The organism is Acidovorax sp. FG60, assembly GCF_057808995.1.
On record NZ_JBMDJC010000011.1, the window covers coordinates 177,843 to 200,500 of the forward strand.

A 22,658-nucleotide genomic window follows, 5' to 3' on the forward strand; every position below is an offset into this window, starting at 1 on the left:
CCCACCGCCCGCCCCGCATGTCCGACGACGCGACCACGATGACCACCGCCGATTCCACCCACCCGTGCCTGAGCTGCGGCGCCTGCTGCGCCAGCTTTCGCGTGGACTTTGCCGTATATGAAATGCAGGCGATGGGCGGCACCGTACCCGACGGTCTGGCCCTGGATGTGAACGGCAGCACCTGCCGCATGCGGGGCACGGAGCAGGTGCCGATCCGCTGCGCCGCGCTCACCGGCCAGGTGGGCCAGCAGGTGGCGTGCAGCATCTACGAACTGCGCCCGGCGCCCTGCCGCGAGTTCTCGGCGGGCGACTACGCCTGCCACAAGGCGCGTGCGCGGCACGGGCTGGCGCCGCTGGCGGAAGGCACCGGCTTCTGAAGTGACACCCTCCAGCAGCCGGGCTACTGCCGCATCAAAATAGTTTAGGCTTCAACAAAAAATCGGCCAGGTGTTGGAAATAACCGACACCACGGGTTTTTCGGGACATGCAAACTTTGTCCCATGTCAACGCCTTCCTCCCCCACCGCCCGCCAGCTTTGGGACATCTCGCCGCCCGTGCACGCAGGCAGCCCCGTGTTCCCCGGCGACACGGCCTACAGCCAGCAGTGGTGCGCCACCATCGGCCCGGGCTGCCCGGTCAACGTGAGCGCGATCACGATGTCGCCCCATGTGGGCGCGCACGCCGATGCGCCGCTGCATTACGACGCACAGGGCGCCACCATCGGTGACGTGTCGCTCGACGCCTTTCTGGGCCCCTGCCGCGTGATCCACGCCATCGGCTGCGGCCCGCTGATCACCTGGGAACACATTGCCCACGCGGTGAACGGCTCCCTGCCGCAGCGCGTGCTGGTGCGCACCTACGAACACATGCCCGTGGACCGCTGGGATGCCCAGCTGGCCGCCTACGCCCCCGGCACCATCGAACGCCTGGCCGACCTGGGCGTGTTGCTGGTGGGCATCGACACCGCCAGCATCGACCCGGCCGACAGCAAGACGCTCGACAGCCATCAGGTCATCCGCCGCCGGGGCCTGCGCGTGCTCGAAAACCTGGTGCTCGACGCCGTGCCCGAGGGCGACTACGAACTCATTGCCCTGCCGCTCAAGCTGACCACGGCCGACGCATCGCCCGTGCGCGCCGTGCTGCGGGCGCTGTAGCCCAAAAATTTCAAGCTTTTTTGGCCTCCACCGCTCGTCCATCAAGCGCCAATAGCTATCAAAACAGAAGCAAACCACTCTGAACACCATGACCACCACCTTGCAAGACTGCCGCGCGCTCGACGCGCAAGACCCCCTCGCGCCGCTGCGCGGCCACTTCGCCCTGCCCCCGGGCGTGATCTACCTGGACGGCAACTCGCTGGGCGTGGCCCCCAAGGCCGCCGCCGCGCGCGTGGCCGATGTGGTCACCCGCGAATGGGGCACCGACCTCATCAAATCGTGGAACACCGCCAGCTGGTTCGACCTGCCCCAGCGCCTGGGCAACCAGCTGGCCCCGCTGATCGGCGCAGGCCAGGATGAAGTGGTGTGCACCGACAGCACCTCCATCAACCTCTACAAGGTGCTGAGCGCGGCGCTGAACATCGCGCGCGAAGACAGCCCCGCGCGCAAGCGCATCGTGAGCGAGCGCAGCAACTTCCCCACCGACCTCTACATTGCCGAAGGCCTGTGCAAGGAGCGCGGCCTGGAGCTGGTGCTGGTGGAGCCCGAAGAGATCACCGCAGCACTCACCAACGACGTGGCTGTGCTGATGCTCACGCACGTGAACTACCGCACCGGCGCCATGCACGACATGGCCGCCATCACCGCCGCAGCGCATGCCCAGGGCATTTTGTGCGTGTGGGACCTGGCGCACAGCGCGGGCGCGGTGCCGGTCGATCTGAACGGCGCAGGCGCAGATTTTTCGATTGGCTGCGGCTACAAGTATCTGAACGGCGGCCCCGGCGCACCGGCGTTTGCCTGGGTGCACCCGCGCCATGCCAGCCGCTTCTGGCAACCGCTGTCCGGCTGGTGGGGCCATGCCGCACCGTTTGCCTTCACGCCCGACTACCAGCCCGCACCGGGCATCACGCGATACCTGTGTGGCACACAGCCCATCATCAGCCTGTCGGCCCTGCAATGCGGGCTGGATGTGTTCACCGCCGCACAAAGCCTGGGCGGCATGGCCGCGCTGCGCGCCAAGTCGCTGGCGCTCACTGACCTGTTCATCCAGCTGGTGGAAGAGCGCTGCGCAGGCCACGGCCTGGGCCTGGCCACGCCGCGCGAGCATGCCCAGCGCGGCTCACAGGTGTGCCTGACGCGCGACGAAGGCGCGGGCGTGGGCGGCCAGGGCAGCGGTGCCTATGCCATCGTGCAGGCGCTGATTGCGCGCGGCGTGATTGGCGACTTCCGCAAGGGCGATGGCGGCACGGGCAGCCACAAGGACATCCTGCGGTTTGGCTTTACGCCGCTGTACCTGGGCTTTGAAGACGTGTGGAACGCCGTGGAGCACCTGCGCCAGGTGCTGGAGAGTGGCGAGTGGCAAAAGCCTGAGTTCAACCAAACGCACGCCGTCACCTGATCGGAAAGGCAAACCACCATGTGCCCATTCTCGCAAACCCCTGCTGATGGCAATAACCCGGCGTCTGCCGCCCTGCCCGAATCCATCGTGCACGAGGAGCGCGCCCAGCTCGACTTCAGCCAAAGCATGAGCTACGGCGACTACCTGCAGCTCGACGCCATCCTCACCGCGCAAAAGCCGCTGTCGCCCGCGCACGACGAGATGCTGTTCATCGTGCAGCACCAGACCAGCGAGCTGTGGATGAAGCTGATGCTGCACGAGCTGCGCGCGGCCATCGGCCACATTGCGCGCGACGAGCTGCCGCCCGCCTTCAAGATGCTGGCGCGCGTGAGCAAGATCATGGAGCAGCTGGTGCACGCCTGGGACGTGCTGGCCACCATGACGCCGCCCGAGTACAGCGCCATGCGCCCGTACCTGGGCCAGTCCAGCGGCTTCCAGAGCTACCAGTACCGCTGCATCGAGTTCTCGATGGGCAACAAGAACCGGGCCATGCTCAAGCCCCACGAGCACCGCGCTGACCTGCTCGCCCAGGTGCAGGCGGCGTACGAGGCGCCGTCGCTGTACGACGAGGCCCTGCGCCTGATGGCCCGGCGTGGCCTGGCCGTGCCCACCAGCCACACCGAGCGCGACTGGAGACAGCCCTATGTGGAAAACGATGCGGTGGAGCAGGCCTGGCTCACCGTGTACCGCAACCCGGATAAGCACTGGGACCTGTACCAGCTGGGCGAGGAGCTGACCGACCTGGAAGACGCGTTCCGCCTCTGGCGATTCCGCCACGTGACCACGGTGGAGCGCGTGATCGGCTTCAAGCGCGGCACGGGCGGCACGGGCGGGGTGAGCTACCTGCGCAAGATGCTCGACGTGGTGCTGTTCCCCGAGATCTGGAAGCTGCGCACGGACCTCTAACCTGGGCGCGAAAAGCCCTCAACCCGCCGCCTTCAGTGCGGCCTGCAGAAACCGCAAGAACCGCGCGTCATTGGCATAAGCCACGTTCACGCGCATGGCCTGCAAAGGCTGCTGCTGGCCCTGCCGCTGCGGAAAGAACACGGCGCCCGGCGCCAGAAAAATGCCCCGCTCTGCCGCACTGCGGGCCAGGCCCAGCTCGGTGATGCCATGCGGCAACTCCACCCACAGGTAATAGCCGCCCGGCGGGCTGGGGTGCACGGTGAGGCCCAGGCGTGCCAATGCTTTTTGCGCAGGGCCCAACGCACTGTCCAGCCGGGCCTTGAGACGGCTCAGATGGCGCCGGTATTGGCCCGCAGAGATCAGCTGGTGCACCACGCGCTCTACAAAATCGGACGTGGACACCACCGTCACCATCTTCAGGTCACACAGCGCATTGATGCGGTGCGCCGCCCCTGCGATGTAGCCCACGCGCAGACCGGCCGACAGCGTTTTGGAAAAGCTGCTCACGTAGATCACGCGCTCCAGCTGGTCCAGCGCTGCCAGGCGCGGGGCGTTGGGCGGCTGCAGGTCGGCAAATGGATCATCCTCCACCACCAGAAACCCGTGGGCCGCAGCCATCTGCAACAGGCGGTGCGCCTTGGGCAGGCTGATCGACCCGCCTGTGGGGTTGTGCGCCAGCGACTGCGTGAAGAACACCTTGGGCCGGTGCTTTTCCAGCAGCGCCTGCAGCGCATCCAGGTCGGGGCCATCGGCCAGCCGGGGCACGCCCAGCATCTCCACCTTGGCGAGCTTGAGCTTGCCAAACAGCGGGTAGTAGCCGGGTGAATCCACCAGCACCTCATCGCCCGCGTCCAGCAGGTGCCGCACGATGAGGTCCAGCGCGTGGTTGGCGCCCTGGGTCAGCAGCACCTGGCGCGGATTGACCGGGATGGTGCGCTCGCCCAGCATGCGTGCAATGGTCTCGCGCAGTGGCAGGTAGCCCCAGGGTGTGCCGTAGCCATGCTCGATGTCCGTCAACCCTTGCGAGCGCGCGCGGCGCAGCGAGCTGCCCAGCTCGGACCCCTCCATCCACGACGCGGGCGGGCGGCCATCGCCCACGCGCACCTCGTAGTGCTGCTCCAGTTGCTCACGCAGCAGCGACACCACGTCCACCGCTTCGGTCACGTGTGGCGCGGGGGTCTGGGCATGCACGCCGCTGCTGGGCTTGCGCACGTAATAGCCCGAGCCGGGCCGCGCTTCCACATAGCCGCGCGCGGCCAGGCGGTTGTACGCCTCCACCACCGTGTTGCGGCCCACACCGTCCTTGGCGGCTGCATCGCGGATGGACCGCAGGCGGGTGCCGGGTAGCACGCTGCCTTGTTCGATGGACTGCGCAATGCGGCGCGCCAGTGCTTCGACCTTGCTGTCGGGCGATGCGTCTTCTTCGGGGTGGGGCATGGGTCTGTCTCCTGATCTGTACCCGTTTATTGATGGGTACAGTTTTGTGATCTGTGCCCAAACTGTATCCAACCACCGGCTGCATTGTCCATATACTTTTCGAACTCGCCCGCAGCCCACACTGCGCATTGGGCCGAGGCAGCAAACCCACGGCGATGGGTGCACACATTCCAAACCAACCGGAGACAAGACATGGCAGACAAAGCCGTCCAACGACGCAACATCCTCAAATCCACCCTGGCTGCAGCCGCTGCCGTGGGCGCAGCGGCGCCCCTGGCCAGCCACGCGCAGGCCACCGTCACCTGGCGCATGCAGGCGCTGTGGGACGGCGGCACCACGCCGCAAAAGTTTGAAGAGCGTTTTGTGGCCCGCGTGGCAGAGTTGACCGGTGGCCGCTTCAAGATCAACCTGTTTGCGGCCGGCCAGATCGTGCCCGCCGCGCAAGCGTTTGATGCCGTGCGCGGCGGCGCGTTTGAGCTGATGAAAACCTTCGACGGCTACGAGGCTGGCAAGATCCCGGCGTTTGCGTTCACCAGCACCATCCCCTTCGGCTTTGCCGAAAGCGACGAATACGAAGCCTGGTTCTACGAGCGTGGCGGGCTGGACCTGGTGCGCCAGGCGTACGCGCCCGCAGGCCTGCACTACATCGCGCCCACGGTGTACGGCCAGGAGCCGCTGCACTCCAAGGTGCCAATCCGCAAGATCGCCGACCTGACGGGCAAGAAGGGTCGCTTTGTGGGCCTGGCCTCGGCCGTGATGGGCGCCATGGGCGTGTCGGTGACGCCGCTGCCCACCGGCGAGGTGTATTCGGCGCTGGACAAGGGCGTGATCGACATGGCCGATCGGGGCGACCTGACGGCCAACTTTGAGGCAGGCCTGGCCGAGGTGGCCAAGTTTGTAGTGGTGCCGGGCTTTCACCAGCCCACCACCGCCACCAGCTACGTGGCCAACCGTGCAGCACACGACAAGCTGCCCGCCGAGTTCAAGGCCGCGCTGGCCGTGGCCGCGCGCGAGATTTCGGCGGCACTGCGCCAGCACATTCTGGTGAGCGATGCCACCGTGCTGGCCAAGTACCAGGCCAAGGGCTGCGAGATCATCCGATTCAGCGCAGCCGACATCGCCGCTGCACGGCCCAAGGCCATGGCCGCGTGGCGCACCGCCACCAAGGGCGACGCCCTCGCCACCAAGATCCTGGACAGCCAGGTGGCCTTCATGAAAGAACTGGGCCTGCTGGCCTGATCGCACGCGGCGGACCTTGCACTGGCGCCCTTTGTGCGCGCCAGTGCGCATGGGCTCGCCCCCACTGTTCTGAGGAGTCACCCCATGCCGTCATGGCTCTCTGTCTCCACGTCTGCCATCACCACACTCAACCGCTGGATCTTCCAGGCCACGGTGTGGTTGATGGCCATCGTGGTCCCCGTCATGCTTTATGAAGTCATTGCACGCTATGTGTTCAATGCGCCCACGGTGTGGGGCATGGAGCTGGCCGTGCTGCTGTTCGGCCCGTACTTTCTGCTGGGCGGCCCGTACCTGCTGCACCTCAAGGGCCATGTGGCGCTCGACGTGGCGCGCCAGCGCCTGAGCCCCGCATGGCAGCGCCGGCTGGACCTGGTGAACTTTCCCATCATCGTGCTGTTCTGCGCCATCCTGCTGTACTTCAGCGCACCCGCAGCCTACAGCGCCTTCACCTACCGCGAGACCAGCTTTTCAGCCTGGAACCCACCCATCTGGCCGGTGAAGGCCGCCGTGCCGCTGGCCCTGGCGCTGATGCTGCTGCAGGCCGTGGTGGAGTTCTTTCGCACGCTGTTTGGCGAAGCAACCGTTGACGCGTCCCCCGCGGAGGCCCACCCATGACCTCCAACATGATTCTGGTGCTGATGTTCGGCAGCCTCACGCTGTTCATGCTCACCGGTCTGCCCATTGCCTTTGTGCTGGGCGGTTTGTCGCTGCTGTTCACCGTGACGCTGTGGGAGCCCAACGCGGTCATCGTGCTGGTGCTGCAGATCTTCGACACGATGAAGTCCGAGGCACTGCTCGCGATCCCGCTGTTCATCCTGATGGCCTGCATCCTGCAGCGCTCGGGTGTCATCGAAGACCTGTACCGCGCGATGGAGCTGTGGTTTGGGCGCTTGAAAGGCGGGTTGGCCATCGGCACCGTCATCATCTGCGTGGTGATGGCGGCCATGACCGGCGTGGTGGGTGCCGCCGTGACGGCCATGGGCATCCTGGCCCTACCAGAGATGCTGCGGCGCGGCTACAAGCCCGAGCTAGCGCTGGGCACGATCTGCGCGTCGGGCACGCTGGGTATCCTGATCCCGCCATCGGTGCTGACCATCGTGTACGCCGTCACGGCCCAGATATCCATCGGCCAGATGCTGATTGCAGGCATCGTGCCGGGCCTCATCCTGGCCGCGCTGTACATCGCCTACATCATCGTGGTGGGCTGGGTGAAGCCCGAGTGGGTGCCCCTGGACCCCAGCACCCGCAAGGCACCGCTGCGCGAAAAGCTGGTGGCACTGAAGGCCCTGGTGATACCCGCCATGCTGATCGTGATGATCCTGGGCTCGATCTTCTTCGGCATCGCGACACCGACCGAGTCTGCTGCGGTAGGCGTGGCCGGAGCGCTGCTGCCCAGCCTTATCAAGCGCCGGTGGGAGCGCGGCATGCTGCGCGGCGCAGCGACCGATGCACTGAAAGCCACGGCGATGATCCTGTGGATCACGCTGGGTGCCAAGGCCTATGTGGCCATCTTCACGGGCCTGGGCGGGGCGGACACGCTGCTGCAGTTCATCCAGGGGCTGGACATGAACCGCTGGCTCATCCTGGCGGCCATGATGCTGTTGCTGGTGTTCCTGGGCACGGTGCTGGACGAGCTGGGAATCATCCTGCTCACGGTGCCGGTGTTCCTGCCCATCGTGCGGCTGCTGGGCTTTGACGAGCTGTGGTTTGGCGTGCTGTACGCCATCACCATCCAGATGGGCTACATCAGCCCGCCGTTCGGCTACACGCTGTTCTACATCAAAGGGACGCTGCCCAGCCACATTGGAATGAACGCCGTGTACTGGGGCATCTTGCCGTTCTTCGGGCTGCAGTTCGTCGGCCTGCTCATCTGCGCGGCCTTCCCCGATCTGGTCACCTACCTGCCCCGGCTGATGGCGTCGCGCTGAGCCGCTTGTTCACCCATTTATCCCAAACACTTCCATGACTTCCACCGCACACCCCAGCAGCCGCATCGGCGGTTTTCACAAGCTCGCCATTCCCGCACGCATCGACGCCGTGGCCCAGTTTGCGGGCCTTGGCGACGACGACAAGGCCCACCTGCTGAACACCGGCAACCTGCCTGCCGAACTGGCCGACCACCTCATCGAGAACGTCATCGGCACGATGAACATCCCCGTGGGCATTGCCACCAACATGAAGATCGACGGCCGAGACCGGCTGATCCCCATGGCCACCGAAGAATCGTCGGTGGTGGCCGCGGTGTGCAACGCGGCACGCCAGTGTTATGACCACGGTGGCTTCATCACGTCCATGTCGGGCACCGAGATGATTGCGCAGATCCAGCTTACACAGGTGTCTGACCCGCAGCACGCACGCATCCGCATCCTGGAGCACAAGGAAGACATCCGCACGCTGTGCGATGCCTGCGACCCCATCCTCGTCAAGCTGGGCGGCGGCTTCCGCGACCTGGAGGTGCGGGTCATCGACACCCGCGGCGGCACCATGGTGATCACCCACCTCATCGTGGACACGCGCGACGCCATGGGCGCCAATGCCGTCAACACCATGGCCGAAAAGATTGCGCCGCAGATTGCGGCATGGACGGGCGGGCAGACCAACCTGCGCATCCTGTCGAACCTGGCCGACCGGCGCCTGGCGCGTGCGCGCTGCGTGTGGCGCACGGCCGACATCGGCGGCGAGGCGGTGCGCGACGGCATGCTGGCGGCCTACCACTTTGCGGCAGCCGACCCCTACCGCGCCGCCACGCACAACAAGGGCATCATGAACGGCGTGAGCGCCGTGGTGCTGGCCACCGGCAACGACACGCGCGCGGTAGAAGCCGGTGCCCACGCCTACGCCGCACGCGGCGGCCGCTACACCAGCCTGACAACGTGGGAGGTGACCAACGACGGCGACCTGGCAGGCTCCATCGAAATGCCCATGGCCGTGGGCCTGGTGGGCGGCGCCACCAAGCTGCACCCCACGGCCAAGACAGCGCTCAAGATTCTGGGCGTCGCATCTGCCAGAGAGCTGGCCCAGATCATCGCAGCCGTGGGCCTGGCGCAAAACTTTTCGGCCATGAAGGCCCTGGCCACCACCGGCATCCAGAAGGGGCACATGGCCCTGCACGCGCAGAACATCGCGATGATGGCGGGCGCCGCGGGCGACGAGATCGACCGCGTTGCGCAGGTGCTGGTGGCGCAGGGCACGGTGCGCATCGACGTTGCGGAGGCCGAGTTGCAGCGGCTGCGCAGTGGTGCATGAATTCGTTCACAGCGGCAGCGTGAGAGTGCCGACCCGCATCACCCCACCACCTGGAAAAGCGATCTAGAAATTACCCACAAAAAAAGCCACCAGCGCCTTGTTCATAGGCGCTGGCAGCTGTTGTTTTTGAAGAATGCCGCAACCCGAAACCACCGGGCGCGGGGGTGGCCTGCTCTGCAGCCCGCCTATTGCACGCCCGCCACCATCATGGGGCGGTTGCTACGGCACCAGATCGGTGCCAGATGGCCAATCTGGATGGTCAGCTCATTGCCCTTGCCGAGCACGGTGGTGGGGCCATTGCTGAAGGCGTAGCCGGTTTCCGAGGCCTGTTTGGGTAGTTCCACCGTCCAGCCGCTGCGCCGCAACACGCTGCGGCCTTGCTCGGGGTAGAACTGCATCTCCACCTTTTCGCCATTGCCGCAGGCGAACTGCATGCTGCCGCGGTCCGTTGGCTCGCTAAAGGCCTGCATCACGGGCGGCTGGCTGGCGCATCCCGACATCAACAGCGTTGCCAGCGCACCTGAACACAGCGAAACCATCTTCTTCATCAGTCACTCCTGAGTAGCGATGTGCATTGCGGCACACACTCCAACCTGCAAACTGCTTGTGGCCACCGACCACCGGGGTCACTGGGGGCTTCCAAGCACAAACCTTGCCACCACTCCGCTGCAGGCGAGAAGCCGAAACCGAGGAACGGTTTCAGCCGCCATCCACACCCAGCGCAGGGCATGCCCATGAGAGTGCCGCACGGTCCACGCCCCGTCGATTGGGGTGATCCCCACATCGAGAGCCTTCTCTAAAGTCTGACTTCGCTCCGTGGCGCCCTGATGACGGGCCAGACTGCCCCGTCCAACACGGCATTACAGGCACGCATGGTTGCAATGCACGGACCTGACACCCGATTGCGCGCAGCTTGGCCCCAAAACGCCACGTCACCTTGGCGACTGGAGCGCCTGCGGCGACGGCTCGGGACATACCCTTAGTACCTCCGCAAATCGGGATGCAACAGCGGCCCTTGCCGAACGGTGAACTGCTGGCCCGACCCCAGGTTTGTGCACGTCATGACCCTTATCCCTCCCCCAACGCCCCTACTGCCTGCCCCACGCGCCCGTCGGTCGCTCCCATCTGGTGCAGATTGGCGGACCCGGCAACCCCTGCGATTCACGCGAGACAGCGGTCACCGCCCTGTCCATGTACGCTCGGAACGGGGCAGCCTGTTGCCACCCCTTTTTGGAGACCCACCACCGTGCAGGTGCCCCCGCCCCCCACACCCACTACCCCACTGCTCCCCCTCCGCGCCGCCTGGGCCATGCTGCTGGCACTGGTGACGGGTTTTGCGCTGAGCCAGGCGTTTCGCACCATCACGGCCATCATGGCCACGGGCCTGCGGGCAGAGTTCGGCCTGTCGGCGCAGGCGCTGGGCGTGTTTGCCGGCGCGTTTGCATTCGCCTTCGGCACCATGCAGCTCTTCATGGGCATCGGCATCGACCTCTATGGCGTGCGGCGCACGCTGCTGGTGGCGTTTCCGCTGGCGATTGCGGGCTCGGTGCTGTCGGCGCTGGCGCCCGGCTATGGCGCGGTGCTGCTGGGGCAGGTGCTGATCGGCGTGGGCTGCGCGCCCGCGTTTTTGGTGTGCACGGTGTTCATTGCGCGCTACTTTCCGGCCAGCCGGTTTGCGATGGTCTCGGGCGTGGCCATGGGTGTGGGTGGGCTGGGCATGTTGTTCACGGGCACGCCGCTGGCGTGGCTGGTGCAGCTGTCGTCCTGGCGCATGGGTTTTGCGGTGCTGGCGGGTTTTGCTGCGCTGGCCTGGCTGCTGATCTTCTGGAAGGTGCACGAGCCCGCGCAACCCACGCACAATGCGCCTCCGCGCGAATCGGTGCTGCAGGCGGTGCGCGGGTTTGGCGCGCTGTTCTTGCTGCCGCACACCGCCGGAATCATGCTGCTGGCGCTGACAACGTATGCCTCCTTCCTCACGCTGCGCGGGCTGTGGCTGGGGCCGCTGCTCATTGAGCGGCATGGCTATTCGCTGGTCGCCAGCGGCAACGTGGCCATGTTGTCGTCGCTGGTGTCGCTGTTCACACCGGCATTGTTCGGGCGGCTCGACCCGGGGCCTGGCCAACGCCGCCGCTGGATCACGGGCTTCACGGTGCTGCTGGCAACCCTCTTCGGTGCCATCGGCCTGCTCCACGCCGAGTGGCTGGACGTGGCGGGCTCCATCGCGGTGGGCCTGTTGTCGGGCTACATGGTGCTGCAGTATTCAGACGTGCGTTCGGCCTACGCACCCGCCGTCACCGGGCGCGCCATGGCGGTATTCACCATGGCGCTGTTTCTGGGCGTGGCACTGATGCAGTGGGTAACCGGCGTGGCTGCGTCCATCGCCGCGGCGCAGGGTGCGGACCCGTACGTGGCCGTGATGCTGACCATTGCCGCCATGCTGGCGGCAGGCGCCCTGGCGTTCAGGTGCCTGCCGGTGCCAGCACACTGACCCGTGCTGGGGACGTGCCCGCCACGCGCCACCACTGCAGCACACCAAACAGCAGCTCAAACAGCGTGAAGCCCAGCACGATCACATTGGCGCCGTGGGCCACGGCATAGATCTGCCAAGCCGCAAACAGAAACCGCGCCACGCCATCCAAGCGCCCCAGCAGCAAGCTGGGCGCAACCATGCGCGCGATAGACCACACCACCACTACCGAGCCGAGCAGGTTGGCCAGCAACATGTGGGTGGTGTCCAACGGGTGCAGGGTGCCGGGCAGGCCCAGCACGGCGGCCAACATGCCCAACTCGGCATACAGCCACGCAAAGGTCCACGGCAGCACAAAAGGCCAGGTCACCAGCAGGTCGTACCAGCCGCTGGCGCGCACGATACGCAGGTAGCGCGGAGTGGAAATTGAAGATAAGGGCATGAGGATCAACCTGGGGATGAAAGAAGCCCCGAGGTTCAGCCCTGAAGTACGCTTCAGGGTCAAGCCCCTTCCAGGGGTGGCATTTGTTTTCACGCCACAAGGAAACCCCCATGCTGATCGGTGAACTCGCCAATGCTTCCGGCCTGAGCCGCGAGGCACTGCGCTTTTACGAACAACAAGGCCTCATCCGATCGCGACGCCTGGCCAATGGCTACCGCGACTACCCGGCCGAAACGGCGATGCTGGTGCAGTACATCCGCACCGCGCAACAGCTGGGCTTTACGCTGGCAGAGATTGGCGACCGGCTGCCCGCCATCTGGGACGCCGCCGACCCCGGCCCAGCGCTGGCCCAGGTGCTGGCAGTGAAGCTGCAGGAGATCGACGCACGCATTGCCGCGCTGCAGGCCCTGCGCCAGACTCTGGCCGAGCGGGTGGCCACGGACTGCCCACTGCGTGGGGCCGCTGCCGCCGCCTGAATGGCGCAATGGTCCCTCATCGTCGGCAGCCTCCAAAATATCAAGCAAAAACAGGCCTTAGCGCTTATCCAATAAGCGTATAAAGCTATATATTTAATAGCAATCATCCTGCAAAAAATGGGCGCTGGCCCATGGCGCGTACAGCAGGTCGGCAGGCGCGCATCGCGCTGCCACCTCCCCCCCGCTCAGCCCCTGTTGTTCACGCGGCCGATGAGGCCACCGAGTGCAGCAGCACGGGGTGGTTGCCATCGGCATCCACACTCTCGATCTGCACCCCAAAACCCCACAGGCGCGCCACATGCCGCAGCACCTCCTGCGTGTCGTCGGCCAGCGGGCGGCCCTGGAACTGGGTGTGGCGCAGGGTCAGGCTGCGGTCGCCGCGCAGGTTCACGTTCCAGACCTGGATGTTGGGCTCGCGCGTGCCCAGGTCGTACTGCTGCGACAGCATCTGGCGCAGGCGGCGGTAGCCGTTCTCATCGTGGATCTCGCTGACCACCAGCTCGCGCTCGTTGGCATCGTCGTGCAGCGCAAACAGACGCATCTCGCGCATCAGATGCGGGCTGAGGTACTGGCCGATGAAACTCTCGTCCTTGAAGTTGCGCATGGCGTGGTCCAGCGCGGGCAGCCAGGGTGTGCCTGCGATGTCGGGGAACCAGTGCCGGTCCTCCTCCGTGGGGTTCTGGCAGATGCGCTGGATGTCGCGGTACATGGCAAACCCCAGCGCATAGGGGTTGATGCCGCTGTAGGCGCGGTGGCCCACGGGCGGCTGGTAGATGACGTTGGTGTGCGAGCCCAGCCATTCGATCATCACCCCGTCGCTCAGGTAGCCCTCGTCGTACAGCGTATTGAGCAGCGTGTAGTGCCAGAACGTGGCCCAGCCTTCGTTCATCACCTGGGTCTGGCGCTGCGGGTAGAAATACTGCGCGATCTTGCGCACGATGCGCACGATCTCGCGCTGCCAGGGTTCCAGCAGGGGCGCGTTTTTTTCGATGAAGTACAGGATGTTCTCTTGCGGCTCCTGCGGAAAGCGGTTGTGCTCCTGCGTGGCATCCTCCTTGCCGGGACGCATGGGCAGGGTGCGCCACAGCTCGTTCACCTGCTGCTGGGCATAGGCCTCGCGCTGCGCGCGCTCCAGCCGTTCGCGCGCCAGGTTCTTCTTGGAGGGGCGGCGGTAGCGGTCCACTCCAAAGTTGGCCAGCGCGTGGCACGAATCCATGAGCCGCTCCACTTCGGCCATGCCGTAGCGCTCTTCGCACTGGGCCACGTAATCCTTGGCATACACCAGGTAGTCGATGATGCTGGACGCGTCGGTCCACATGCGAAACAGGTAGTTGCCCTTGAAGAAGCTGTTGTGCCCGTAGGCCGCATGCGCAATCACCAGCGCCTGCATGGCGGTGGTGTTCTCTTCCATCAGGTAGCTGATGCAGGGGTTGGAGTTGATGACGATCTCGTATGCCAGGCCCATGTGCCCGCGCCGGTAGCGCCGTTCGGTGGCCAGAAACTCCTTGCCGTAGCTCCAGTGCCGGTAGTTCACCGGCATGCCGACGCTGGAGTAGGCATCCATCATCTGCTCGGCGGTGATGATCTCCAGCTGGTTGGGGTAGGTGTCGAGGCCAAAGCGCTCGGCCGTGGCGGCAATGGCGGCGTGGTAGCGCTCGATCAGCTCGAACGTCCAGTCGCTCGGGTCGGGCAACGGCTCGGCAGGCCGCGCGCCCGCAGGCAGGGGCTGGCCGGGCACGGCGCGGTGGCGGCGCTCACCCACGGCGGCGGCCTTCCAGGGGTTGTCGCTGATGCGGCGCTCCAGCACCGGATACTGCACAACGTTGTTCATGCGGCCACCCCCTCTTTCTTGAAGAGGTCGCGGAACACCGGGTAGATGTCGCCGGGTGCGGCGACCTTGCGCATTGCAAAGTGGGAGAACAGCGGCATCAACTGGCTGTACTCGTCCCACAGGTTCTGCTCCTCTTCTGCCACCTGCACATAGGCAAAGTAGCGCACCAGCGGCAGGATCTTGTCCACCAGCAGGTTGCGGCAGATGCCACTGTCGTTGGTGAAGTTGTCGCCATCACTGGCCTGGGCCACGTAGATGTTCCAGTCGCCCTGCGGATAGCGCGCACGGATGATCTGGTCCAGCAGCGCCAGCGCGCTGCTGACCACGGTGCCGCCGCTCTCGGTGGAGTGAAAGAACTGCTCCTCGCTCACCTCGGCCGCCTGGGTGTGGTGGCGGATGAACACGATGTCGATGGTCTCGTAGTGCCGCGTGAGAAACAGGTACAGCAGGATGAAGAACCGCTTGGCCAGATCCTTGCGCGTCTCGTCCATGGAACCCGAAACGTCCATCACGCAGAACATCACCGCCTGGCTGCTGGGCACTGGCACCGGCGTACGCGCACGAAAGCGCAGGTCGATGGGATCGAGGTAGGGAATCTTGCCGATGCGCGCCGTCAGCGCATCGATGCGGCGCTGCAGCTCGGCCACCGCTTCGCTCGTGCCGTCGTCCTGCGCCAGCAGGGCGTCCAGCTCGGCCTGCAGCGCCAGCAGCTCGCGGTGGGTCGACTTGCACAGCGCAATGCGCCGCCCCAGCGCCCCGCGCATGGTGCGCAGCACAGCCAGGTTGTTGGGGATTCCATCCTGGCTGTAGCCCGCGCGGCGCGACTTCCACTGCGGGTTCTCGCCGATGTGGGTGCGCAGCAGGTGCGGCAGCGCCAAGTCTTCAAAAAAGAGCTGCATGAACTCTTCCTTGGTCAGCGTGAAGGTGAAGTCGTCCTCGCCCTCCCCACTGTCGCTGGCCTGCGAGCCGCGCCCGCCCGCTCCGCCCTGGGGCCGTTCGATGCGGTCGCCGCGCACATGCTCTGCGTTACCGGGGTGCACCGTGTCGCGGATGCCGCCCTGGCCATGGTGGAACACGGGCTCGCTGATGTCCTTGCGCGGTATGGTGATGCTCTCGGCTTGCTCCATGTCGCGGATGCCGCGCTGCGAGACAGCACGGCGCACCGCGTCCGCGATCTGTTCCTTGTAACGGCGAACAAATCGCTCGCGGTTGCCCACCGACTTGTTCTTGCCAGCGAGCCTGCGATCGATGATTTGCAATGCCATCCGTTGCCCCCATGCATGAACCAGCGCCCGGAGGGCTGCGCTGGCAATCCAGTCCCTTGATCAGCTGCTCTTGCGCACACGCAAGTACCACTCACACAACAGCCGCACCTGCTTGGGCGTGTAGCCCTTGTTCACCATGCGGGTGACAAAGTCCTCGTGCTTGCGCGCCTCTTCGGCGCTGGCCTTGGCGTTGAAGCTGATCACGGGCAGCAGCTCTTCGGTGTTGGAGAACATCTTCTTCTCGATCACCAGGCGCAGCTTCTCGTAGCTGGTCCAGCTGGGGTTCTGGCCCTGGTTGTTGGCGCGCGCGCGCAGCACAAAATTGACGATCTCGTTGCGGAAGTCCTTGGGGTTGGCGATGCCTGCGGGCTTCTCGATCTTTTCCAGCTCTGCGTTGAGTGCGCCCCGGTCGAACACCTCGCCGGTGTCGGTGTCGCGGTACTCGTTGTCCTGGATCCAGTAGTCGGCGTAGGTCACGTAGCGGTCAAAGATGTTCTGGCCGTATTCGCTGTAGCTCTCCAGGTAGGCGGTCTGGATCTCCTTGCCAATGAACTCGGCATAGCGGGGGGACAGGAACTCCTTGATGTAGCTGGTGTACTTGGTCTCCAGCTCGGCAGGGAACTGCTCGCGCTCGATCTGCTGCTCCAGCACATACATCAGGTGCACCGGGTTGGCGGCCACCTCGGCACTGTCAAAGTTGAACACCTTCGACAAAATCTTGAACGCAAAGCGGGTCGATATACCCGTCATGCCCTCGTCCACGCCGGCGTAGTCGCGGTACTCCTGGTAGCTCTTGGCGCGCGGGTCGGTGTCTTTCAGGCTCTCGCCGTCGTACACCTGCATCTTGCTGAAGATGCTGGAGTTCTCGGGCTCCTTCAGCCGCGTGAGGATGGCGAACTGCGCCATCATCTTGAGCGTGCCCGGCGCACACACGGCGTTGCCCAGCGACGACTCGCGGATGAGTTTTTCGTAAATGCGGGTCTCTTCGCTCACGCGCAGGCAGTACGGCACCTTGACGATGTAGATGCGGTCCAGAAACGCCTCGTTGTTCTTGTTGTTGCGAAACGCCTTCCACTCGCTCTCGTTGCTGTGCGCCAGCACCACGCCATCGAACGGGATGGCGCCAAAGCCTTCCGTGCCCTTGTAGTTGCCCTCCTGCGTGGCCGTGAGCAGCGGGTGCAGCACCTTGATGGGCGCCTTGAACATCTCGACAAATTCGAGCAGGCCCTGGTTGGCCAGGCAGAGGCCTCCGCTGTAACTGTAGGCGTCGGTGTCGTCCTGCGCAAAGGTTTCTAGCTTGCGGATGTCCACCTTGCCCACCAGGCTGGAGATGTCCTGGTTGTTCTCATCGCCCGGCTCGGTCTTGGCAATGCCCACCTGCTTCAAGATGCTGGGGTAGCGCTTGACCACGCGGAACTGGCGGATGTCGCCGCCAAACTCGTCGAGCCGCTTGACCGCCCACGGCGAGAGCACACGCTGCAGGTAGCGGCGGGGGATGCCGAACTGTTCCTCCAACACGGGGCCGTCCTCCAGCGCATCAAACAGGCCCAGCGGCGATTCGTTCACCGGCGAGCCCTTGAGCGCATAGAAAGGCACCTTCTGCATCAGGTGCTTGAGCCGCTCCGCGATCGAACTCTTGCCGCCACCCACAGGGCCCAGCAGATAAAGAATCTGCTTGCGCTCTTCCAGCCCTTGCGCGGCATGGCGAAAGAAACTCACCACCTGCTCGATGGCGTCCTCCATGCCGTAGAACTCGGCAAAGGCCGGGTAGCGCTTGATGACCTTGTTGGCAAAAAGCCGTGACATGCGCGGGTCATTGCGCGTGTCCACCATCTCGGGCTCGCCAATGGCGGCCAGCATGCGCTGGGCGGCCGTGGCGTAGGCCATGGGATCGCGCTTGCACTCGGCGAGGTACTCGTCAATCGACATTTCCTCTTCGCGGCTACGGGCATAACGCGCGGCGAAACTGCTGATGGCATCCATACGACCTCCTGTGGCGGCACCCCCGGCGGGCTCGGGTGGTGCCACGGTGTTGCAGTGGGAATCGCTACCGGCTTGGCCCTTTGTAGCACCACGGCGTGCGCTTGAACAGCAAATTCGCTGGCGCATCCGTTGCCTTTTCGGGGCTTTGCACACACAGGGATAGAGCGTGGCACACTGCGCAAAGTTCATCCCGCGCAGCGCATGCAGGGGTTGCCCCGGATAGGGAATATCCTGACAACCTGGCGGCGCTGTTCACCCACCCTGCAGGGTCATGAACCGGGCGGCTCGGGGCGGGCAGTTACCACCACCCCGCCCACTGCAATGAACTCACAACGAACTGGCGCTGGAGCCATCGCCCCGGTACAACCAGGGCACATCCAGCAACCGCTCGCCCAGCAGGCGCAGCGACAGATCGCGGCCCCAGCGCACAGGCCCGGTGGCATGGAAGATGCGGCCGTTGCGGATGGAGCGCGCCTGCACCCGGGCGTTTCGCTCCCAGCGGTTAAGGGCGTAGCGGGTAAGGCGCAGCGGCACGTCCAGGTCGTGCATGGCCAGCGCACGCTGCAGCTCGGCCGCGTCTTCAATGGCCATGCCAGCGCCCTGGGCCAGGTAGGGGCGCATGGGGTGGGCCGCATCGCCCAGCAGGGCCACCAGGCCTTGCGCCATCTCGTCGGCAGCGCGCACCGGTGGGCGGTCGCACAGCGGCCACAGGCGCCAGCCGGGGCCACCGGAGGCACCCACACTGCGCACGACATCCTGCAGCGCCGTGCAGGTGCCTTGCAGGGCGTGCTCCAGGCCCGCAGCATTGGCAGCGTGGTCCCAGTTTTCCAGATCGTGCGGCGCGGGGCCTTGCACAATGACGACGATGTTCTGCAGCTCGCCCCGGCGCACGGGGTACTGCACAGCATGCAGGCGCGGACCCAGCCAGGCGGTGACCTGGCCTGTGCGCAATGCATCGGGCAGCGCATGCTGCGGCACCAGCGCGCGGTAGGCCAGGTGCCCTGTCACGCGGGGCGGCACGGCACCGAGCAGCTGGGTGCGCGTGCGGCTCCACAGGCCATCGGCACCAATGAGCGCATCGCCTTCCACCTCCTTGCCCCGGCTGGTGCGAACAGTCACGACCCCCTCGGCATCGGTGAATCCGTCGATGGCGTGCTCCAGATGCAACTGCGTGTCGGTGTATTTGGTCACGGCGGAAAGCAGCAGGCCATGCAGGTCGGCGCGGTGGATGGTGGCATAGGCCGCCCCATAGCGCTGCACCGCCGTGGGGCCCAGCGGCAGCACGGCCAGTTCCTTGCCACAGACGGCGTTGCGCACCTGCAAGCGGCTGGGGAACGCGGCTACTGCCTGCAACGGCTGCTGCAGGCCCCAGGCCTGTAGGCGGCGCACTACGTTCGGCCCGATCTGCACGCCGGCGCCCACTTCGCTGAATGCTGCCGCGCGTTCGTACAGCCGCACATCCCACCCCGCGCGCGATGCGCCCAACGCGGCGGCCAAGCCACCAATGCCGCCACCGGCGACCAATACCTGCTTCTTCATGCACCGATTGTGCCGTGCGGGCGAGCCTGGATGTTTGTCATGGCGCAGGGGCCCTGCAACCACATCCAGACACCACACCACGCCATACGTCGCTCGTCACAGCGCAGGCCGCAGTGCCCGCTCCAGAACCTCTGGTGGCATGGGGCGGCCAAACAGGTAGCCCTGGAAAGCCTGGCAGCCATGGCGCTGCAGGAACTCCAGCTGGCCCGTGGTCTCCACGCCTTCGGCCACCACGGCCAGGTCCAGGCTGTGCGCCAGCGCAAGAATGGTTCGCACGATGGCGGCATCGTTGGGGTCGGTCTGCAGGTCGCGCACAAAACTCTGGTCAATCTTGAGCTGGTCCAGCGGCAGGCGCTTCAAGTAGCTCAAGGAGGAATAGCCGGTGCCAAAGTCGTCCAGCGAGAAGCCCACACCATAGCGCCGCAGGTACTCCATGCGCGAGATCACATCCTCCACATCGGCCAGCAGCAGGCTTTCCGTCAGTTCCAGCTTCAGGCGCTCGGGGTTGGCCCCGCTGGACTGCAGCGAGCCCAGCACCTGCTCCACAAAATCGGGCTGGCGAAACTGCCGCACGCTCACGTTCACCGACAGGAAGAACTGTCGCGTGAGCGAGCTGCGCGACCACACCACCAGCTGCTCGCAAGCGGCCTGCAACACCCATTGCCCCAGCGGCAGGATGAGCCCTGTCTGCTCGGCCAGCGGGATGAATTCAGCTGGCGACACCAGCCCACGCCGGGGGTGCTTCCAGCGCACCAGGGCTTCCGCGCCCTGCAGGCGGCCCTTGCCGTCCACCACGGGCTGGTAGTACAGCACCAGTTCCTTGTCTTGCAGACCTCGGCGCAGGTCGGCCTCCAGGGCCGCACGGTTGCTCACTGCGGCCTGCATGTCGGGGTCGAAGAAGCGCTGGGTGTTGCGCCCTGCAGCTTTGGCCTGGTACATCGCCAGGTCCGCGTGCTTGAGCAGCTCGTCCACACTCACGGTCTGCTGGCCAAACAGCGCAATACCGATGCTCGGGGTGCTGTGGTGGCTGGTATCGCCCAGCGCGTAGGGCTTGCCCAGCGTGGTGGCGATATGGCTGGCCACCAGCGCGGCCTCGGCACTGGCGTGCGGGCCATCGGCACTCAGGCCTTCCACCAGCACCACGAATTCATCGCCGCCAAACCGTGCCACGGTGTCAGCCTCGCGCACGCAAGCCTTCAGACGCTGGGCCGCCTGCACCAGCAGCTGGTCGCCTGTATCGTGGCCCAGGGTGTCGTTGAGGTCCTTGAAGTTGTCCAGGTCGATGAACAGCAGAGCCCCTTGCGCGCCTGAGCGTGCCACGGCCGCCGTGGCGCGCTGCAGCCGGTCCACCAGCAAGCGGCGGTTGGGCAGGCCGGTGAGCACATCGTAAAACGCCAGCTGCTCGATCTGGCTCTCGACCCGCTTGCGCTCGGTAATGTCGCGGCCCACGCCCCGGTAGCCCCACAGGGCGCCCTGCGCGTCAAACACAGGCACACCGCTGACCGAGATCCAGTGCATGCTGCCATCGGGCCGCTGACGCTGCAGCTCCAGATCGCGAAACGGCTGGTGGGCCTGCAGCACCGCGCGGTGCGCAGCCCAGTCGGTCTCGGTCATGTTGAGCGCGCCGATCTCCCAGCGCGTGCGGCCCATCACGTTGGACAGCGGTATGCCATTGACGCTCAGGTCGCCCGCCAGCTGCACAAAGCGCCCTTCGGCGTCATGCTCCCAGTACCAGTCGGACGACAGGTCACTCAGCGATCGAAAGCGCGCCTCGCTCTCACGCAACTCGTTCTCAACGCGCACGTAGTCGCTGACATCCGCAAAAGTGCGCACGAGACCCCCATCGGGCAGCCCGGTGGTGCGCACTTCAAACGTGCGGCCATCGGATGTGGTGCGCCAGTAGACGGCGGGCGCAGGCGCCACGGCCCCCCCTGCCACGTAGTCATGCCCGCGCCGGTCCACCAGGCGGTGGCCTTCGCCAAAGTCACCACGCTCGGCCTGGATGCGGGTCAAGTCGGCCAGCGTGGGCCGCGTGGCCATCAGCGATTCGGGCAGGTTGAGCAGTTCCAGCACACGCTGGTTGTAGACGGTGATGCTGCCATCCGGCGCCGTCTTGAAGATGCCCTGGCTCATGCTGGCCAGGGTGGCCTGCAGAGCCGTGCGCTGCTCCTGCAGCAAAGTCAGCGCTTCTTGCCAGATGCGGGCGTCCACCATGCGCACGGGCTGGCCCTGCCCCTGGGCTCCCTGCAACAGCACGGCCAGACGGTGCAAAAGCTCCGGCAGGTGTGCCACGCCATCTGCCTCGCGCACCATGTAGTCACCCAGCCCGCAGCGAAACGCGCGTGCGGCCAATGCCTCCTGGTGGGCGTCGATGCACATCAGCACCGGACGGCCCGCGCACAGCTCCAGCACGCCGGGCAGGTCCTGCACTGAAGGCTTGAGGCACAACACCACGGCATCCCAGGCCTGCGACGCCAGCGGCGCCCGGGCGGCCTCGGGTGTGGGGCTGTTCACGACACGCCAGTCGGGGTAGCGGATGGCGATCAGATGCCGCGCTGCCGCTGCATGCTGCGTGTCGCTGTCCACCCAGAGAATGCCCGGCTCGGTCATGGCTTGCGTCCTTCCGGCAGGGCCAGCGCGGGCTGGGCAAACAAGCCCAGCTGGTGTTCGCGCGCAAACACATCCATGGGCACCGGGCGCCCAAACAGATACCCCTGAAACCCCTCACACCCATGCAGCCTCAGGAAACTCAGCTGCCCCGTCGTCTCCACCCCCTCGGCCACCACCTCCAGGTCCAGGCTCTTGGCCAGCGCCAGGATGGTCCTCACAATCGCCGCGTCGTTGGGGTCCGTCAGCACGTCCCGCACAAAGCTCTGGTCGATCTTGACCTGGTCCAGGGGCAATCTCTTGAGGTAGGACAGGGAGGAGTAGCCGGTGCCAAAGTCATCCAGCGCAAAGCCCACGCCTTCGCTCTTGAGCTGCACCATGCGTGCGATGGTGTCTTCGATGTCTCCCAGCAGCAGGCTTTCGGTGAGTTCGAGCTTGAGTTTGCGGGGGTCTGCGTGGTGGTTCTTGAGGGTCTGCAGCACTTCGGCCACAAAGCCGGGCTGCCTGAACTGCCGGGCGCTGACGTTGACCGAGATGGACAGGTGGGCGGTGGCTTCGTGCTGGCCCCAGCGCTGCAGTTGTTCGCAGGCGGTTTGCAGCACGTATTGGCCTAAAGGGAGGATCAGGCCGGTCTGTTCGGCCAGGGGGATGAAGTCGCCGGGGCTGA

19 protein-coding genes are annotated in these 22,658 nt (G+C 65.6%); 10 read left to right on the plus strand and 9 right to left on the minus strand.

Translation table 11 applies throughout. The features are described from left to right. The first annotated feature begins 17 nt into the window (after positions 1-17). The 4 genes from ACODS0_RS17825 (at position 18) to kynA (ending at position 3,459) form a co-directional block, all read left to right on the plus strand. Complete coding sequence (locus tag ACODS0_RS17825; RefSeq protein ID WP_431152193.1) at positions 18-377, plus strand: YkgJ family cysteine cluster protein; 360 nt, start codon at positions 18-20, stop codon at positions 375-377. A 123-nt stretch (positions 378-500) separates the two neighbouring features. Continuing rightward, positions 501-1,154 (plus strand): arylformamidase, encoded by a 654-nt coding sequence (kynB, locus tag ACODS0_RS17830; protein WP_488836194.1) that lies wholly within the window; start codon positions 501-503, stop codon positions 1,152-1,154. 88 nt (positions 1,155-1,242) lie between these two features. Beyond that, complete coding sequence (gene kynU, locus ACODS0_RS17835; protein ID WP_488836195.1) at positions 1,243-2,553, plus strand: kynureninase; 1,311 nt, start codon at positions 1,243-1,245, stop codon at positions 2,551-2,553. Between the two features lie 18 nt (positions 2,554-2,571). Next, positions 2,572-3,459, plus strand: a complete 888-nt coding sequence (kynA, locus tag ACODS0_RS17840; RefSeq protein WP_488836196.1) for a tryptophan 2,3-dioxygenase — start codon at positions 2,572-2,574, stop codon at positions 3,457-3,459. Between the two features lie 18 nt (positions 3,460-3,477). On the opposite strand, the gene ACODS0_RS17845 is transcribed toward kynA, so the two are convergent. Then, positions 3,478-4,896, minus strand: a complete 1,419-nt coding sequence (locus ACODS0_RS17845) for an aminotransferase-like domain-containing protein (protein ID WP_488836197.1) — start codon at positions 4,894-4,896, stop codon at positions 3,478-3,480. A 192-nt stretch (positions 4,897-5,088) separates the two neighbouring features. Here ACODS0_RS17845 and dctP point away from each other — a divergent pair, with 192 nt between their 5' ends. The 4 genes from dctP to ACODS0_RS17865 all read left to right on the plus strand — a co-directional run bounded on the left by dctP (position 5,089) and on the right by ACODS0_RS17865 (position 9,381). Continuing rightward, the gene (gene dctP / locus ACODS0_RS17850) at positions 5,089-6,135 is read left to right on the plus strand and encodes a TRAP transporter substrate-binding protein DctP (RefSeq protein ID WP_176888715.1); all 1,047 of its coding nucleotides are present in this window, start codon (positions 5,089-5,091) and stop codon (positions 6,133-6,135) included. A gap of 84 nt (positions 6,136-6,219) precedes the next feature. Next, positions 6,220-6,750, plus strand: a complete 531-nt coding sequence (locus ACODS0_RS17855; protein ID WP_121507247.1) for a TRAP transporter small permease subunit — start codon at positions 6,220-6,222, stop codon at positions 6,748-6,750. Further along, entirely contained in the window at positions 6,747-8,063 is a 1,317-nt protein-coding gene (locus tag ACODS0_RS17860; protein WP_488836198.1) for a TRAP transporter large permease, read from the plus strand. Before ACODS0_RS17855 ends, ACODS0_RS17860 begins: the two co-directional genes overlap by 4 nt. A gap of 34 nt (positions 8,064-8,097) precedes the next feature. Then, positions 8,098-9,381, plus strand: a complete 1,284-nt coding sequence (locus ACODS0_RS17865; protein WP_218298540.1) for a hydroxymethylglutaryl-CoA reductase, degradative — start codon at positions 8,098-8,100, stop codon at positions 9,379-9,381. A gap of 185 nt (positions 9,382-9,566) precedes the next feature. Here the strand turns inward: ACODS0_RS17865 and ACODS0_RS17870 are convergent, their stop codons facing one another. Further along, positions 9,567-9,929 carry an MliC family protein gene (locus ACODS0_RS17870; protein WP_218298541.1) on the minus strand — a complete coding sequence of 121 codons (363 nt, stop codon included), beginning with the start codon at positions 9,927-9,929 and terminating at the stop codon, positions 9,567-9,569. A gap of 761 nt (positions 9,930-10,690) precedes the next feature. Here ACODS0_RS17870 and ACODS0_RS17875 point away from each other — a divergent pair. Further along, positions 10,691-11,869 (plus strand): MFS transporter, encoded by a 1,179-nt coding sequence (locus tag ACODS0_RS17875; protein WP_121508795.1) that lies wholly within the window; start codon positions 10,691-10,693, stop codon positions 11,867-11,869. Here the strand turns inward: ACODS0_RS17875 and ACODS0_RS17880 are convergent. After that, complete coding sequence (locus ACODS0_RS17880) at positions 11,841-12,290, minus strand: hypothetical protein (RefSeq protein ID WP_488836199.1); 450 nt, start codon at positions 12,288-12,290, stop codon at positions 11,841-11,843. The two genes, ACODS0_RS17875 and ACODS0_RS17880, sit on opposite strands and share 29 nt — an antisense overlap. A 110-nt stretch (positions 12,291-12,400) precedes the next feature. Here ACODS0_RS17880 and ACODS0_RS17885 point away from each other — a divergent pair, with 110 nt between their 5' ends. Next, positions 12,401-12,766: a MerR family DNA-binding protein gene (locus ACODS0_RS17885; RefSeq protein WP_121507251.1), complete on the plus strand. Its 366-nt coding sequence runs from the start codon at positions 12,401-12,403 to the stop codon at positions 12,764-12,766. A gap of 199 nt (positions 12,767-12,965) precedes the next feature. Here ACODS0_RS17885 and ACODS0_RS17890 read toward each other — a convergent pair whose 3' ends face one another. The 6 genes from ACODS0_RS17890 to ACODS0_RS17915 all read right to left on the minus strand — a co-directional run. Continuing rightward, on the minus strand, positions 12,966-14,597 hold the full coding sequence (locus tag ACODS0_RS17890; protein WP_121419246.1) for a SpoVR family protein: 1,632 nt from the start codon (positions 14,595-14,597) through the stop codon (positions 12,966-12,968). Further along, on the minus strand, positions 14,594-15,862 hold the full coding sequence (locus ACODS0_RS17895; protein WP_488836200.1) for a YeaH/YhbH family protein: 1,269 nt from the start codon (positions 15,860-15,862) through the stop codon (positions 14,594-14,596). The genes ACODS0_RS17890 and ACODS0_RS17895 overlap by 4 nt, the downstream gene beginning before the upstream one ends. Before the next feature lie 60 nt (positions 15,863-15,922). Then, positions 15,923-17,845: a PrkA family serine protein kinase gene (locus tag ACODS0_RS17900; protein ID WP_121419244.1), complete on the minus strand. Its 1,923-nt coding sequence runs from the start codon at positions 17,843-17,845 to the stop codon at positions 15,923-15,925. A 327-nt stretch (positions 17,846-18,172) separates the two neighbouring features. Then, positions 18,173-19,384, minus strand: a complete 1,212-nt coding sequence (locus tag ACODS0_RS17905) for an FAD-dependent monooxygenase (protein WP_488836201.1) — start codon at positions 19,382-19,384, stop codon at positions 18,173-18,175. A 96-nt stretch (positions 19,385-19,480) separates the two neighbouring features. Next, complete coding sequence (locus tag ACODS0_RS17910; protein WP_488836202.1) at positions 19,481-21,994, minus strand: putative bifunctional diguanylate cyclase/phosphodiesterase; 2,514 nt, start codon at positions 21,992-21,994, stop codon at positions 19,481-19,483. Then, the coding region (locus tag ACODS0_RS17915) for a putative bifunctional diguanylate cyclase/phosphodiesterase (protein WP_488836203.1) at positions 21,991-22,658 on the minus strand (668 nt) is incomplete at its 5' end. The genes ACODS0_RS17915 and ACODS0_RS17910, both read right to left, overlap by 4 nt.

Excerpts from the sequence above, each read along its gene's own strand:
- ACODS0_RS17910 (WP_488836202.1), bottom strand. The coding sequence starts at position 21,994 with ATGACCGAGCCGGGCATTCTCTGGGTGGACAGCGACACGCAGCATGCA.
- dctP (WP_176888715.1), top strand. The coding sequence starts at position 5,089 with ATGGCAGACAAAGCCGTCCAACGACGCAACATCCTCAAATCCACCCTG.
- ACODS0_RS17865 (WP_218298540.1), top strand. The coding sequence starts at position 8,098 with ATGACTTCCACCGCACACCCCAGCAGCCGCATCGGCGGTTTTCACAAG.
- kynU (WP_488836195.1), top strand. The coding sequence starts at position 1,243 with ATGACCACCACCTTGCAAGACTGCCGCGCGCTCGACGCGCAAGACCCC.
- ACODS0_RS17905 (WP_488836201.1), bottom strand. The coding sequence starts at position 19,384 with ATGAAGAAGCAGGTATTGGTCGCCGGTGGCGGCATTGGTGGCTTGGCC.
- ACODS0_RS17880 (WP_488836199.1), bottom strand. The coding sequence starts at position 12,290 with ATGCCCTTATCTTCAATTTCCACTCCGCGCTACCTGCGTATCGTGCGC.
- kynB (WP_488836194.1), top strand. The coding sequence starts at position 501 with ATGTCAACGCCTTCCTCCCCCACCGCCCGCCAGCTTTGGGACATCTCG.
- ACODS0_RS17845 (WP_488836197.1), bottom strand. The coding sequence starts at position 4,896 with ATGCCCCACCCCGAAGAAGACGCATCGCCCGACAGCAAGGTCGAAGCA.
- kynA (WP_488836196.1), top strand. The coding sequence starts at position 2,572 with ATGTGCCCATTCTCGCAAACCCCTGCTGATGGCAATAACCCGGCGTCT.
- ACODS0_RS17885 (WP_121507251.1), top strand. The coding sequence starts at position 12,401 with ATGCTGATCGGTGAACTCGCCAATGCTTCCGGCCTGAGCCGCGAGGCA.
- ACODS0_RS17825 (WP_431152193.1), top strand. The coding sequence starts at position 18 with ATGTCCGACGACGCGACCACGATGACCACCGCCGATTCCACCCACCCG.
- ACODS0_RS17900 (WP_121419244.1), bottom strand. The coding sequence starts at position 17,845 with ATGGATGCCATCAGCAGTTTCGCCGCGCGTTATGCCCGTAGCCGCGAA.
- ACODS0_RS17860 (WP_488836198.1), top strand. The coding sequence starts at position 6,747 with ATGACCTCCAACATGATTCTGGTGCTGATGTTCGGCAGCCTCACGCTG.
- ACODS0_RS17890 (WP_121419246.1), bottom strand. The coding sequence starts at position 14,597 with ATGAACAACGTTGTGCAGTATCCGGTGCTGGAGCGCCGCATCAGCGAC.
- ACODS0_RS17855 (WP_121507247.1), top strand. The coding sequence starts at position 6,220 with ATGCCGTCATGGCTCTCTGTCTCCACGTCTGCCATCACCACACTCAAC.
- ACODS0_RS17870 (WP_218298541.1), bottom strand. The coding sequence starts at position 9,929 with ATGAAGAAGATGGTTTCGCTGTGTTCAGGTGCGCTGGCAACGCTGTTG.
- ACODS0_RS17875 (WP_121508795.1), top strand. The coding sequence starts at position 10,691 with ATGCTGCTGGCACTGGTGACGGGTTTTGCGCTGAGCCAGGCGTTTCGC.
- ACODS0_RS17895 (WP_488836200.1), bottom strand. The coding sequence starts at position 15,862 with ATGGCATTGCAAATCATCGATCGCAGGCTCGCTGGCAAGAACAAGTCG.